Raw genomic sequence first — 14,888 nt, 5'->3', positions numbered from 1 at the left:
TAGTGACGAATCTTGGATATGATAGGCGCGATTTGCCGGCCGCCATTGGCCCGCATTCTCACTTATTTTCCAGGTCCAGGCCATACAGCCGGCCAACGCTCCCCCGAGCCGCCGGTTTCTGAGCTTTTCCAACACAGTTAGTGGAGAGATCACCTTGGTAGAGTACGTAGTTTCCCTCGATAAGCTCGGCAAACACGATGTTGAGCATGTGGGGGGCAAGAACGCATCCCTGGGCGAGATGATCAGTAACCTGGCCGGTGCCGGTGTTTCGGTCCCCGGCGGCTTCGCCACCACGGCGCAGGCCTATCGCGACTTCCTGGAACTGAGCGGTCTGAACGATCAGATCCACAAGGCCCTCGATGCCCTGGACGTCGATGACGTCAATGCCCTGGCCAAGACCGGCGCCCAGATCCGCCAATGGATCATGGAAGCCGAATTCCCTGAAAAACTGAATGCCGAGATCCGCACCGCGTTCGCCGCGCTGTCGGCCGGCAATCCTGACGTGGCCGTGGCCGTGCGTTCCTCCGCCACCGCCGAAGACTTGCCGGACGCATCGTTCGCCGGTCAGCAGGAAACCTTCCTGAACATCCGTGGCGTTGAAAACGTCATCCGCGCGGCCAAGGAAGTATTCGCTTCCCTGTTCAACGACCGTGCCATTTCCTACCGCGTGCACCAGGGCTTCGACCACAAACTGGTCGCCCTGTCGGCCGGCGTGCAGCGCATGGTGCGTTCGGAAACCGGCACCGCCGGCGTGATGTTCACCCTCGATACCGAATCCGGCTTCCGTGACGTGGTGTTCATCACCGGCGCCTACGGCTTGGGCGAAACAGTCGTACAAGGCGCGGTGAACCCGGACGAATTCTATGTCCACAAGGGCACGCTGGAGGCCGGTCGCCCGGCAATCCTGCGCCGCAACCTGGGCAGCAAGGCCATCAAGATGATCTACGGCGACGAGGCCAAGGCCGGTCGTTCCGTGAAGACCGTTGATGTCGACAAGGCCGAGCGCGCGCGTTTCTGCCTGACCGACGCTGAAGTCAGCGAACTGGCCAAGCAGGCGATGATCATCGAGAAGCACTACGGCTGCCCGATGGACATCGAGTGGGCCAAGGACGGTGACGACGGCAAGCTGTACATCGTGCAGGCCCGTCCGGAAACCGTGAAGAGCCGCACTCAGGCCAACGTCATGGAACGTTACCTGTTGAAAGAAACCGGCACCGTGCTGGTGGAAGGCCGTGCCATCGGCCAGCGCATCGGCGCCGGCAAGGTGCGGATCATCCGCGACGTGTCCGAGATGGACAAAGTCCAGCCGGGCGACGTGCTGGTCTCCGACATGACCGACCCGGACTGGGAACCGGTCATGAAGCGCGCCAGCGCCATCGTAACCAACCGCGGCGGCCGTACCTGCCACGCGGCGATCATCGCCCGTGAACTGGGGATTCCAGCCGTTGTAGGTTGCGGCAACGCCACCCAGTTGTTGAAAGATGGCCAGGGCGTGACCGTGTCCTGCGCCGAAGGCGACACCGGTTACATCTTCGAAGGCGAACTGGGCTTCGACATCAAGAAGAACTCCGTCGACGCCATGCCGGAGCTGCCGTTCAAGATCATGATGAACGTCGGCAACCCGGACCGCGCCTTCGATTTCGCGCAACTGCCGAACGCCGGCGTGGGCCTGGCCCGTCTGGAATTCATCATCAACCGCATGATCGGCGTCCACCCGAAAGCACTGTTGAACTACGACGGCCTGCCACAGGAAATCAAGGACAGCGTCGACAAGCGCATCGCCGGCTACGACGATCCGGTCGGCTTCTATGTCGAAAAACTGGTTGAAGGCATCAGCACCCTGGCGGCGGCGTTCGCACCGAAGAAGGTCATCGTGCGCCTGTCGGACTTCAAGTCCAACGAATACGCCAACCTGATCGGCGGCAAACTGTACGAGCCGGAAGAAGAGAACCCGATGCTGGGCTTCCGTGGCGCGTCGCGTTACATCAGCGAATCGTTCCGTGACTGCTTCGAACTCGAGTGCCGTGCGCTGAAACGCGTGCGCAACGAGATGGGCCTGACCAACGTCGAAATCATGGTGCCGTTCGTCCGTACCCTGGGCGAAGCCAGCCAGGTGGTCGATCTGCTCGCCGAAAACGGCCTGGCCCGTGGCGACAACGGCCTGCGCGTGATCATGATGTGCGAACTGCCGTCCAACGCGATCCTGGCCGAAGAATTCCTCGAATTCTTCGACGGTTTCTCGATCGGTTCCAACGACCTGACTCAGCTGACACTGGGTCTGGACCGTGACTCCGGGATCATCGCGCACCTGTTCGACGAGCGTAATCCGGCGGTCAAGAAGCTGCTGGCCAACGCGATTGCCGCGTGCAACAAGGCCGGCAAATACATCGGCATCTGCGGTCAGGGTCCTTCGGACCACCCGGACCTCGCCAAGTGGCTGATGGAACAAGGCATCGAAAGCGTTTCGCTGAACCCGGACTCCGTGCTGGAAACCTGGTTCTTCCTGGCTGAGGGTCAGGCGCAGGCCTGATCGGTGAGTGAAGAGGTCGGTCCCTGACCGGCCTCTTTAGGATTCAAGTAGGGCGAGCTCTCCGGATGCCGCCCTTTTTTGTGCAAGAGCATTATGCAAAGCAGCAGTGACCTATTTCCTGTCGCCCTGATCAGCGCCGAACGACGCGGTGATCTGAGCGAAGACGTATACCGCTTGAAACCGGGCAACAGCCCTGACTGGTCCGTGGAAATCGCGGTGACCCGTCTCGGCATGGCCGATGAACCGGCGACACGCGGCGTACCGGTGATTTTGCTGCATGGCAGCTTTTCCAATCGGCGCTTCTGGTTCTCCCCGAAAGGGCTGGGGCTGGGCGCCTACCTGACGCGTCTGGGTTTCGATGTGTGGATCCCGGAAATGCGCGGCCACGGCCTGTCCCAGCGTAACGAGGACTACCGCCGCAACCGCGTCGCCGACTACGCCCGTTACGATCTGCCGGCCATCGCCGCGTTCGTGCGTGAGCAGAGCGGGCAGGTTCCGCACTGGATCGGTCATTCGCTGGGCGGCATCACCCTGGCGGCAGCGCTGGGCGGCGAATACCTCGGTGAACCGGCCGTGGCGTCGGCGGCGTTTTTCGGCACGCAGGTCAGCCGTACGTACTGGCCGTTGAAAATTCCGCCGGTGGAGTGGAGCGGACGCTTCATTCTCAAGCGTTTTGCCCAGTTGTCTGGCTCGCGGCTCAAGCGTGGCCCCGAAGATGAGCCGATCGGCCTGGCGCTGGAAAGCATGCGCTGGTACGGCCTGTTCGGGCGTTTTGGCGACAAGGACAAGGATTGGTGGGCGGGGCTCGCCGATGTTCAGGTGCCTGTCTTGGCGGTGACGGCGGCTGGCGATCATCAGGATCCGGCGTGGGCCTGTCGCAAACTGTTCGATCAGATCGGTTCCGAGCACAAGCAATTCATCAATCTGGGACGCGAGCAGGGCTTCAACGACAATTTCGGTCATGTCGAGATGTTGGTGAGCAAGGCCGCCCAGGCTGAAGTCTGGCCATTGGTTGCGCGCTGGCTGGCGGATCAGCACTCGCCGTTGCTGGGCGAAAAGCCCGATCTGGCAGCGGCGGTGTGATCGGAACACGCTGAAAAGGGCATTTCGTTCGAGTCGGCTTGCGGCTAAGATATGACGCATTGGACGGTTCTGGTCATATTTAGTGACTGTTTCGCTATTACGTTTCAGCCTTTGTTCAGGTTCGGTCAGCGACCATTGCATGGACTAAGGTAAACAGCGACCGCCGGGACTCGTTTCAAAAGAGTGCGACATCCTTGATCGTCTTCCTTGTTACAGGAGTTTTTCGATGAACCATTACCTTACGCCTGACCTGTGCGACGCCTATCCGGAGCTGGTGCAGGTGCTGGAACCGATGTTCAGCAATTTCGGCGGCCGTGATTCCTTCGGCGGCGAAATCGTGACCATCAAGTGCTTCGAAGACAACTCGCTGGTCAAGGAACAAGCCGAACTCAAGGGCAACGGCAAGGTGCTGGTGGTCGATGGCGGTGGTTCCCTGCGCTGCGCGCTGCTGGGTGACATGATCGCCGAGAAAGCCGCGAAAAACGGTTGGGAAGGGCTGGTGATCTACGGTTGCATCCGCGATGTGGACGTCATCGCCCAGACCGATCTCGGTGTCCAGGCGCTGGCCAGCCACCCGAAGAAGACCGACAAGCGCGGTCTCGGCGACCTCAACGTGCCGGTGACGTTTGCGGGTGTCACGTTTCATCCGGGCCAATACATCTATGCGGACAACAACGGCGTGATCATCTCGCCGAGCCCGCTGAAGATGCCTGAATAAAATCGCGGTAAGCACTGGGGTGAGGATGTTCGAGGAAGAAAACGCGCAATGGGGGCTGGTGCATGCCCTGGTGCTGGACGGTAAAGGCGGTGCGCGTTCGATAGCCCGGACTGATCTCGACAGTTTGCAGCTGCAGGCACACGAAAGCCTGTGGCTGCACTGGGATCGCAGTCACCCGCAGACCCAGACCTGGCTGCGCAAATCCAGCGGACTCAACGAATTCACCTGCGACCTGCTGCTGGAAGAGAACACTCGCCCACGGCTGTTGCCGCTGCCCGATTCCGAATTGCTGCTGTTTTTGCGCGGGGTCAATCTCAATCCGGGTGCCGAACCGGAAGACATGGTGTCGGTACGGATTTTCGCTTCGGCCCAGCGTGTGATTTCCCTGCGTTTGCGCCCATTGCGCGCCACCGATGAACTGTTGGCGATGCTGGGGGAGGGCAAAGGCCCGAAAACCTCGTCCGAACTCATTCTCTATCTCGCTCAATACCTCACCAACAAGGTGCAGGATCTGGTCACTTGCCTCTCGGAAGTGGTCGATGAAGAGGAAGAAAAACTGGATGCCGACGAACGGTATACTCCCGAGCACGGTGCCATTTTGCACATCCGTCGCAGGGCGGCCGGACTGAAGCGTTTTCTTGCGCCGCAGCGGGATATTTTCGGACAGCTGACGCGGATAAAACTGCCCTGGTTCGTCGATGACGACGCCGACTACTGGAACGAATTGAACAACAGCCTGACCCGCTATCTCGAAGAGCTCGAATTGACCCGAGAGCGCGTGGGGCTTGTGCTGGACACCGAAGACCGGCGTTTGAGCGTGCGCATGAATCGCACGATGTACCGCTTCGGAATCATCACCGGGATCTTTTTGCCGATGAGTTTTCTCACCGGCCTGCTGGGGATCAATGTCGGCGGAATTCCGCTTTCCGGGAGCCCCTACGGATTCCTTGTGGCGTGCCTGCTGATGGTCTCGGTGGCGCTCGGACAATGGTGGTTGTTCCGCCGTTTGCGCTGGGTATGACGATGCGCCATGTGACCCGACCAAATTTGCCCGCGTCTTTCACAGACATCACGAGAGGTGCGTATGCACGATCCGTTTGAACAGTCTTTGCGCGACATGCTCAACGCCTCGCCGTCCGGCCGCGACGACGACGCCTGTCTGGGCCGCGTACTCAAAACCGCCAACCGCCAGGTCGGCGCCGGCGATCTGTTCAGCCTGCTGGGCCGCTGGCTGCCCGCGCTGATGATCGCCCTGAACAACGGCTCGGCCCATGTCGCGCCGGTTTCCCGTCTCCGTAAACCTACCGCTCGCACTGCTGATAAGGCTGATTGAATATGGAACTTGATCTCTGGACTCAGAGCCTCGTCACGGCAATGACTGCGTTGTGGACCAAAGTCGCTAATTTCATCCCGAACCTGTTCGGCGCACTGGTGGTGCTGCTGTTGGGCTTCGTGGTGGCCAAGTTGCTGGACACGCTGCTGTCCAAGCTGCTCGCCAAACTCGGTCTGGATCGCCTGATGGGCGGCACCGGGCTGACCAAATTGATGTCCCGTGCAGGACTGCAAGTGCCGATCTCGACCCTGATCGGAAAAATCGTGTATTGGTTCGTTCTGCTGATTTTCCTGGTTTCTGCAGCAGAATCCCTTGGGCTTGAGCGGGTTTCAGCTACGCTGGACATGCTGGCGCTGTATGTACCGAAAGTTTTCGGCGCAGCCCTGGTGCTGCTGGTTGGTGTATTGCTGGCGCAGCTGGCCAACGGTCTGGTGCGCGGTGCGGCAGAAGGCGTTGGTCTGGACTACGCTTCAGGGCTTGGGCGAATTGCCCAGGGCCTGGTGATCATCATCAGTATCTCGGTCGCGATCAGTCAGCTCGAGGTCAAGACCGACCTGCTGAACCATGTGATCGTCATCGTATTGATTACCGTTGGTCTGGCGGTTGCGCTGGCCATGGGCCTGGGAAGCCGGGAAATTGCCGGTCAGATTCTTGCGGGAATCTATGTGCGTGAGTTGTATCAGGTTGGGCAACAAGTGCGTGTTGGCGAGGTCGAAGGCCAGATCGAAGAGATCGGCACGGTTAAGACTACATTGCTGACCGATGAGGGTGAGCTAGTCTCACTCTCCAATCGGATCCTGCTGGAACAGCATGTGAGTAGCCGCTAACCCGGCAAACCCTGCTAATGTATGCCGCCGCAAAATGCCAGCTGATGCTGGCAGCGGTGGACATTGACCTGACTGTCGGCACGACTTGTTTTGAATAAAGCCCAAACGCTATCCACGCGCTACGACCCCCGCGAGCTCTCTGATGAGGAGTTGGTCGCGCGCTCGCATACCGAGCTGTTTCACGTGACGCGCGCCTATGAAGAACTGATGCGGCGTTACCAGCGAACATTATTTAACGTTTGTGCGCGGTATCTTGGGAACGATCGCGACGCAGACGATGTCTGTCAGGAAGTGATGTTGAAGGTGCTGTACGGCCTGAAGAACTTCGAGGGGAAATCGAAGTTCAAGACATGGCTATATAGCATCACTTACAACGAATGCATCACGCAGTATCGGAAGGAACGGCGAAAGCGTCGCTTGATGGACGCACTGAGTCTTGACCCCCTCGAGGAAGCGTCTGAAGAAAAGGCGCCGAAACCCGAGGAGAAGGGCGGACTCGATCGCTGGCTGGTGTATGTGAACCCGATTGACCGTGAAATTCTGGTGCTTCGATTTGTCGCAGAGCTGGAATTTCAGGAGATCGCAGACATCATGCACATGGGTTTGAGTGCTACAAAAATGCGGTACAAACGTGCTCTAGATAAATTGCGTGAGAAATTTGCAGGCATTGCTGAAACTTAGTTCAGCGCAAATATCTCTTACGTGTAGGCAAGTTCTGATAGACTTGCCGCCGAGTTGTCCCCCGGTTTGCGGGACTGCTTCACAATCACCAGATGGGGATTTAACGGATGAAACTGAAAAACACCTTGGGCTTGGCCATTGGTTCTTTGATTGCCGCTACTTCGTTCGGCGCACTGGCACAAGGCCAAGGCGCAGTTGAAGGCGAACTGTTCTACAAGAAGCAGTACAACGACAGCGTTAACCATGTCGAAGACGGCTTCAACCCAGGCGCCTCTATCGGTTACTTCTTGACCGACGACGTATCGTTGAACTTGACCTACGACAAGAACAACCACACCCGTTCGAACGACGGCACCGGCAGCCAGAAGCTGGGTGGCGACAACTTCGGTCTGAACGCTCAGTACCACTTCAACAACGCTGGTGACGCTCTGCGTCCTTACGTTGCTGGCGGTGTGAAGCACGGCAGCCTGACCAACGTAGCTGCTGACGGCCACACCGGTCGCGATCAGTCGACCTACCTGACTGCTGGCGCTGGCGTTAAGTACTACTTCGCTGAAAACTTCTACGCCCGTGCTGGTGTAGACGCTGACTACAAACTGGACAACGGTCGCTGGAACTACGCTCCAGTAATCGGTCTGGGTGTGAACTTCGGTGGCGGCAACAAGCCTGCTGCTGCTCCAGTTCCAGCACCAGCTGAAGTCTGCTCCGACAGCGACAACGATGGCGTTTGCGACAACGTTGACAAGTGCCCAGACACCCCAGCCAACGTAACTGTTGACGCTGATGGCTGCCCGGCAGTTGCTGAAGTTGTTCGTGTTGAGCTGGACGTGAAATTCGACTTCGACAAGTCGGTCGTCAAGCCAAACAGCTACGGCGATATCAAAAACCTGGCTGACTTCATGAAGCAGTACCCATCGACTCGCACCACTGTTGAAGGTCACACTGACAACGTCGGTCCTGACGCTTACAACCAGAAACTGTCCGAGCGTCGTGCAAACGCCGTTAAACAAGTTCTGGTTAACCAGTACGGTGTTGAATCGTCCCGCGTTGGTTCGGTTGGCTACGGCGAATCCCGCCCAGTTGCTGACAACAAAACCGAAGCTGGTCGTGCTGTTAACCGTCGCGTAGAAGCGCAGGTTGAAGCTCAAGCTAAGTAATTAGCTCGCCGCTTTGAGAAAAGCCCGGCTTATGCCGGGCTTTTCTTTGTCTGCGATTTGGTGAAAACCAGATGATCAGGCCGACTGGTCGGCTGGCCACGCCAGTGAAGCGGATTGCTCTGCAGAAGCAGCGACCGCACCAATCACCAGAATGGCAGGGCTCTTGAGCTCAAACCTGCAGGCCGCTTCCTCCATCCCCGTCAGATCGCTCCGGCATTCCCGTTGCTGTGGCAGGGATGCGTTCTCGATCATCGCGACCGGCGTCTCCATCGCCATCCCGCCTGCCAGCAATTGCTCACGAATCTCGCTGAGCTTGGCCACCCCCATGTAGATCACCAACGTCGTGCCGCTTTGCGCCAGCGCCTGCCAGTTCAATTGGCTGTCGTCCTGAGTGTGCGCAGTGACCAGCGTTACGCCCCGCGCTACGCCGCGCAAAGTCAGCGGAATGTCACACTGCGTCGCCCCGGCCAGTCCGGCGGTGATGCCATTGACCAGCTCCACTTCAATCCTGCGCTCACGCAACCACTGCGCTTCCTCGCCACCACGGCCGAAGATGCAGGGATCGCCGCCCTTGAGACGAACGACGCATTTGCCCTGGCGCGCATAACGCAGCATCAGCCGATGGATGAATGCCTGTGGTGTCGAACGACAGCCGCCGCGCTTGCCGACCGGAATGATCCGCGCAGCCGGGCAGTGCTCCAGCACCGCGTCGTTGACCAGATCGTCGATCAGCACCACATCCGCTTCGCGCAAGGCCCGCACGGCTTTGAGCGTCAGCAATTCAGGATCGCCGGGACCCGCGCCCACCAGCCAGACTTTTGCATTCATGGTGTTTTCCTCTTCAGATGACGGCGACCGGCCGCGCTTCGGCGGCCAGCAAACGCTTGATTTCCGGGACGCAGGAACCGCATTGCGTGCCGCAGCCCAGTGTGTTTTTCAAACCCTGCAAATCCAGACCTTCTCGAATGCCGGCGCAGACCGCGCTGTGGCTGACGTTTTTGCAATTGCACAGGGTCTTGTCAGCAACGCTCTGCACACCGGCATTACCCGGCGGCGCACTCATCGGCGCCAGCAGCCAGCGCCGCAGTTGTTCGTCTGCGCGGCCCTCCAGCCACAAGCCTTGCAGCCAATGCTGGGCGAGGGTTTCGCCAGCGAGGCGGATGGCCGTGATTCGCCCGTTCTCGATGCGTACCCGTTTGCCGATGGCCCGGCGTGGATCGTCATAGGCCAGTACCGGACCGTCGATCAGGGCCAGGCACTGGTCGATTTCGCGCAGCAACTGCGGCTCGGGTGCGGCGGCGCTGGCAGCGCGTATCAGCAGCGCCGGACGCTCGCGACCGACGAGGCTGAGGCTGGCGTAGGAAAACGCCTCACACAGCGGTCGAAGCGCCTCAAAGTGCCGTTGAACATCGCCCTCGATCAGTGCGAAAAGCTGCCAGGGCAGATTCACCGGTTCCAGACGTACCCCGCTGTGCTTGAGTTCCGGTTGCTTCGACAAGGGATCGAAGGCGGGCAGGGTCAGGCAGTTCACGCCGCCCTTGAGAAAGCGATCGCCCCAGTGCATCGGCAAAAAGGCCTGGCCCGGACGCACACTGTCATCGCTGCCGACCGCCACGATCACCGCGCCCCGGCGGCTCTTCAGACTCACCAGATCCCCCGGCTGCAAACGGTGCCGACGCAATTCGTCCGGGTGCAGGCTCAGCACAGCTTCGCTGACATGCCCGAACAACTGCGCCGCCGTGCCAGTGCGGCTCATACCGTGCCATTGATCACGCAGGCGACCGGTGATCAGGGTCAGTGGAAAACGCGCGTCCCGTTGCTCTTTTGCAGCGCGATAGGGATCGGCAACAAACTGCGCGCGACCGCTGGCCGTAGGAAATATGCCGTCGCAGTACAGTCGCGGAGTGCCTTGTCGGGCGCCCTCAGGAAACGGCCATTGCTGCGGGCCAATTTCATCGATCAACTCGTGGCTGATGCCGGACACGTCCAGATCGCGGCCACGGGTCAGCGCTTTGAATTCATCGAACAACTGCGCGGGGCGGTCAAACGCAAACAGGCTCGGCTGTTGTGGGCGCAGGCGTTTCTCCAGGCGTTGTGCGAAATCCACCGTGATCACCCAGTCCGATCGTGCTTCACCGGGTGCGACTATGGCTTTGCGCACGTGGGAAATCCGCCGTTCGGAGTTGGTCACCGAACCTTCCTTCTCGCCCCAACTGGCCGCCGGCAGCAGCAGATCGGCAAACGCTGCGGTTTCGGTGGTGCGAAACGCCTCTTGCAACACCACGAACGGACAAGCCTCCAGCGCAGCCCGCACAGCATTCTGGTCCGGCATCGATTGCGCCGGGTTGGTGCAGGCAATCCACAGCGCCTTGATCTTGCCGCTGCGCACGTGTTCAAACAGTTCGATGGCACTGAGCCCGGTGTTTTCCGGCAGCGAATCTACGCCCCAATACGCCGCCACTTCTGCGCGGTGCTCCGGATTGGCAGCCTCACGATGACCGGGCAACAGGTTGGAGAGGCTGCCGGTTTCCCGCCCGCCCATGGCATTCGGCTGACCGGTCAGGGAGAAAGGTCCTGCGCCCGGTCGGCCGATTTGCCCGGTGGCCAGGTGCAAATTGATCAGCGCGCTGTTTTTCGCACTGCCGGCGGTGGACTGGTTCAGGCCCATGCACCACAGCGACAGAAAACTCGGCGCGGTGCCGACCCATTCGGCGCATTGCTGCAACTGCTCGACGCTGATCCCGCATAGCTGCGAAACCATCGTCGGGGTGTAATCACGCACCAGGCTTTTCAGCTCGGCGAGGCCTTCGGTGTGAGCCTTGATGAAGTCACGGTCGATCCAGTCTTCCCACAACAACAGATGCAAAATCCCATGGAACAACGCGACATCGGTGCCCGGCAGAATCGCCAGGTGCAGGTCGGCAAGATCGCAGGTGTCGGTGCGCCGTGGGTCGATGACGATGACTTTCATCTGCGGACGACGGGATTTGGCCTCTTCAAGACGACGAAAAAGCACCGGGTGGGCGTAGGCCATGTTACTGCCGACGATCATCACGCAATCGCTCAGTTCCAGGTCTTCATAGCTGCACGGTGGCGCGTCGGCGCCGAGGCTGCGCTTGTAGCCGACCACTGCCGAAGACATGCAAAGCCGCGAGTTGCTGTCGATGTTATTGGTGCCGACCAGCGCCCGCGCCAGTTTGTTGAAGGCGTAGTAGTCCTCGGTCAGCAACTGCCCGGAGATGTAGAACGCCACGCTGTCCGGGCCATGTTCGGCGATGGTTTCGGCGAACACGTTGGCGGCGTGCTCCAGCGCGGTGTCCCAGTCGCAACGACTGCGCGCCAAACCTTTGCCCAAGCGCAATCCCGGATACAGCGCGCGCGCTGTCAGGTCACCGGTCAGGTGCAGGGTCGAGCCTTTGCTGCACAGTTTGCCGAAGTTGGCCGGGTGCGCCGGATCGCCGCTGACGCCGAGGATGCGCTCGCCGTCATGCTCGATCAGCACGCCGCAGCCGACCCCGCAATAGCAGCAGGTCGAGGCGGTCGTCTGGCGGTTCATCAGACGGCGTCCCGCAGGGCCAACTGGACGCGGCCGTTTTCGACCCGGGCCGGGTGATGGTGCGCGCAACCGATGTCCGGCGCCTGGGCTTCACCGGATTGCAGGTCGATCTGCCAGTTGTGCAGCGGGCAGGCCACGCGCTTGCCGTAGATCAGACCTTGGGACAACGGGCCACCCTTGTGCGGGCAGCGGTCATCGAGTGCGAAAACCTCATCGTCACTTGTGCGAAAGATCGCGATGTCACCTTTGGGCCCGGCAATGATCCGCGAACCGAGGGCATTGATCTCTTCCAGGGCACAGATATCGAGCCAGTTCATGCCGGCACCTCCAGGTTTTTCACGGGGATCACGTCAAATTCTTTCTTCAGTTGCGGCTGGGCGAGGCGCTCTTTCCACGGGTCCTGTTCGAATGACAGGGAAAATTGCAGGCGTTCGTTCAGGGCCTTGCGGCGCTCTGGATCTTCCAGCACGGCTTTCTTGATGTGCTCCATGCCGACCCGTTGCAGGTAGTGCACGGTGCGTTCGAGGTAGAAGGCTTCTTCGCGGTACAGCTGCAGGAACGCTCCGTTGTATTCGCGCACTTCCTCGGCGGTCTTGAGCTTGACGAAGAACTCGGCGACTTCGGTCTTGATCCCGCCGTTGCCACCGATGTACATCTCCCAGCCGGAGTCGACACCGATGATTCCTACGTCCTTGATCCCTGCTTCCGAGCAGTTGCGCGGGCATCCGGAGACCGCCAGCTTCACTTTGTGCGGCGACCACATGTTGAACAGGTCATGTTCGAGGTCGATGCCCAACTGGGTCGAATTCTGCGTGCCGAAGCGGCAGAACTCGCTGCCGACGCAGGTTTTCACGGTGCGGATGGATTTGCCGTAGGCGTGGCCGGACGGCATGTCGAGGTCTTTCCAGACCCCCGGCAAGTCCTGCTTCTTGATCCCCAGCAAGTCGATGCGCTGGCCGCCGGTGACCTTGACCATTGGCACCTGATATTTGTCCGCCACGTCGGCGATTCGCCGCAGTTCCGACGGGTTGGTCACGCCGCCCCACATCCGTGGCACCACCGAGTAGGTTCCGTCCTTCTGAATGTTGGCGTGGGCCCGCTCGTTGATCAGGCGCGACTGCGGATCGTCCTTGGCTTCGCCGGGCCAGGTGGAAATCAGGTAGTAGTTGAGGGCGGGGCGGCAAGTGGCGCAGCCATTCGGGGTGCGCCAATTGAGGTAGCTCATGGTGCCGGCGATGGTCAGCAGGTGCTGCTCGCGAATGGCTTGACGGATCTGGCCGTGATTGAGGTCGCTGCAGCCGCAGATGGCTTTTTCGCTTTTCGGTTTGACATCCGCCGCGCCGCCGACGGTGTTGATCAGGATCTGCTCGACCAGACCGGCGCAGGAGCCGCAGGAACTGGCCGCCTTGGTGTGTTTCTTCACTTCGTCGACGCTGAACAGGCCGTGTTCCTGAATCGCCTTGACGATGGTGCCCTTGCACACGCCGTTGCAGCCGCAGACTTCGGCGTTGTCGGCCATGCTCATGGCTTTGTCCTGGCCCTGATGTCCTACGTCGCCGAGGGCGTTTTCACCAAACATCAGATGATCGCGGATCTCGCCGATGGCGTGATTCTCACGAATCTGCCGGAAATACCAACCACCATCTGCCGTATCGCCGTACAGACAGGCGCCGACCAGCACGTCATCCTTGATCACCAGTTTTTTGTACACCCCGCCGATCGGGTCGGAGAGGGTGATGGTCTCGGTGCCTTCGCCGCCCATGAAATCGCCAGCGGAAAACAGGTCGATGCCGGTGACTTTCAATTTGGTCGAAGTCACCGAGCCCTGATAGCGGGCGAAACCCAGTTGCGCCAGGTGGTTGGCGCAGACCTTGGCCTGTTCGAACAGCGGCGCCACCAAGCCGTAGGCAATGCCACGGTGGCTGGCGCATTCGCCGATGGCATAGATGCGCGGGTCGTAGGTCTGCAAAGTGTCGTTGACCAGAATCCCGCGGTTGCACGGGATGCCGGCCTTTTCCGCCAGTTCGGTATTGGGGCGGATGCCGGCGGCCATCACCACCAGATCGGCGGGGATGATGTCGCCGTTCTTGAATTGCACCGAGCCGACGCGACCGTTGCCGGCGTCGTGCAGGGCCTGGGTCTGTTCGCACAGGCGAAAGTGCAGGCCACGGGATTCGAGGGCGGTTTGCAGGAGCTGGCCGCTGGTCTTGTCCAGTTGCCGCTCCAGCAGCCATTCACCGAGGTGCACCACGGTGACGTGCATGCCGCGCAGCATCAGGCCGTTGGCCGCTTCGAGGCCGAGCAGGCCGCCGCCGATCACCACGGCGTGCTTGTGGGTCTTGGCGGTGTCGATCATGGCCTGGGTGTCGGCGATGTCGCGGTAACCGATCACGCCCTGCAAGGTGTTGCCGGGGATTGGCAGGATGAACGGGGTCGAGCCGGTGGCGATCAGCAGGCGATCGTATTCGGCCTCGGTGCCGTCTTCGGCGATCACCCGGCGCTTGACCCGGTCGATCTCCACCACTTTGCGGTTGAGCAGCAGTTTGATGTTGTTTTGCAGATACCAGTCGAGATCGTTGAGCACGATCTCTTCGAACGTCTGTTCGCCGGCCAGCACCGGCGACAGCAGGATGCGGTTGTAGTTGGTGTGCGGTTCGGCGCCGAAGACCGTGATGTCATACAGCTCGTTGCTCAGCTTGAGCAATTCTTCCAGGGTACGGACCCCGGCCATGCCATTGCCGATCATCACCAGTTTGAGTTTTTTCATCAGGTTCTCCGCAAGCTTCGGGCGTGCCTCTTGTGGGCAGTCAGGCCTTGCTCGACAAAAATGGCGCAAACAAAAAAGGCGTCCCGCCAGTTACCTAGCGAGGACGCCTTTGTCCTTGTCCCGTTCTCTCGGGAAGCCTGGCCTTCGTCGTTGAAGGTCGGGCTTTATGTCAGTTGAAAACGTTAATGCAGTGCTTGTGCCAAGTCGCGGTGAGCCCCGAATTCACTGGGGTAGTG

12 protein-coding genes are annotated in these 14,888 nt (G+C 60.1%); 8 read left to right on the top strand and 4 right to left on the bottom strand.

All coding sequences use genetic code 11. The features are described 5' to 3' along the window. Window positions 1–154 precede the first annotated feature (154 nt). The 8 genes from ppsA to AC1RME_RS15285 all read left to right on the top strand — a co-directional run bounded on the left by ppsA (window position 155) and on the right by AC1RME_RS15285 (window position 8,329). On the top strand, window positions 155–2,530 hold the full coding sequence (ppsA, locus tag AC1RME_RS15320; RefSeq protein ID WP_096822520.1) for a phosphoenolpyruvate synthase: 2,376 nt from the start codon (window positions 155–157) through the stop codon (window positions 2,528–2,530). 93 nt (window positions 2,531–2,623) lie between these two features. Then, window positions 2,624–3,613 carry an alpha/beta fold hydrolase gene (locus AC1RME_RS15315; protein WP_096822519.1) on the top strand — a complete coding sequence of 330 codons (990 nt, stop codon included), beginning with the start codon at window positions 2,624–2,626 and terminating at the stop codon, window positions 3,611–3,613. Between the two features lie 226 nt (window positions 3,614–3,839). Further along, window positions 3,840–4,331, top strand: coding sequence for a ribonuclease E activity regulator RraA (gene rraA / locus AC1RME_RS15310; protein WP_096822518.1), 492 nt, complete (start codon window positions 3,840–3,842; stop codon window positions 4,329–4,331). 25 nt (window positions 4,332–4,356) lie between these two features. Then, a complete protein-coding gene (locus AC1RME_RS15305) occupies window positions 4,357–5,352 on the top strand; it encodes a zinc transporter ZntB (protein WP_085732397.1) in 996 nt (331 codons plus the stop codon). Between the two features lie 63 nt (window positions 5,353–5,415). Further along, window positions 5,416–5,664, top strand: coding sequence for a CrfX protein (locus tag AC1RME_RS15300; RefSeq protein WP_085700244.1), 249 nt, complete (start codon window positions 5,416–5,418; stop codon window positions 5,662–5,664). Window positions 5,665–5,666: 2 nt separating this feature from the next. Then, window positions 5,667–6,491, top strand: a complete 825-nt coding sequence (locus tag AC1RME_RS15295) for a mechanosensitive ion channel family protein (RefSeq protein ID WP_065259736.1) — start codon at window positions 5,667–5,669, stop codon at window positions 6,489–6,491. Window positions 6,492–6,581: 90 nt separating this feature from the next. Continuing rightward, the gene (gene sigX, locus AC1RME_RS15290) at window positions 6,582–7,172 is read left to right on the top strand and encodes an RNA polymerase sigma factor SigX (RefSeq protein WP_011333251.1); all 591 of its coding nucleotides are present in this window, start codon (window positions 6,582–6,584) and stop codon (window positions 7,170–7,172) included. Window positions 7,173–7,279: 107 nt separating this feature from the next. Next, window positions 7,280–8,329, top strand: a complete 1,050-nt coding sequence (locus tag AC1RME_RS15285) for an OmpA family protein (protein WP_096822517.1) — start codon at window positions 7,280–7,282, stop codon at window positions 8,327–8,329. A 75-nt stretch (window positions 8,330–8,404) separates the two neighbouring features. Here the strand turns inward: AC1RME_RS15285 and cobA are convergent, their stop codons facing one another. The 4 genes from cobA to nirB are packed head-to-tail and all read right to left on the bottom strand — an operon-like array spanning window position 8,405 to window position 14,652. Then, window positions 8,405–9,157: a uroporphyrinogen-III C-methyltransferase gene (gene cobA, locus AC1RME_RS15280; RefSeq protein WP_096822516.1), complete on the bottom strand. Its 753-nt coding sequence runs from the start codon at window positions 9,155–9,157 to the stop codon at window positions 8,405–8,407. 13 nt (window positions 9,158–9,170) lie between these two features. After that, window positions 9,171–11,885, bottom strand: coding sequence for a nitrate reductase (locus AC1RME_RS15275; protein WP_096822515.1), 2,715 nt, complete (start codon window positions 11,883–11,885; stop codon window positions 9,171–9,173). After that, window positions 11,885–12,202, bottom strand: coding sequence for a nitrite reductase small subunit NirD (gene nirD, locus AC1RME_RS15270; RefSeq protein WP_064586764.1), 318 nt, complete (start codon window positions 12,200–12,202; stop codon window positions 11,885–11,887). Before nirD ends, AC1RME_RS15275 begins: the two co-directional genes overlap by 1 nt. Then, complete coding sequence (gene nirB, locus AC1RME_RS15265) at window positions 12,199–14,652, bottom strand: nitrite reductase large subunit NirB (protein ID WP_085732400.1); 2,454 nt, start codon at window positions 14,650–14,652, stop codon at window positions 12,199–12,201. Before nirB ends, nirD begins: the two co-directional genes overlap by 4 nt. Window positions 14,653–14,888: the final 236 nt, after the last annotated feature.

This window comes from Pseudomonas sp. GW822-FHT03F08, assembly GCF_058801265.1.
The sequence above is the reverse complement of the archived record's forward strand: the minus strand, read 5'-3'. Positions and strand labels throughout refer to the sequence as shown.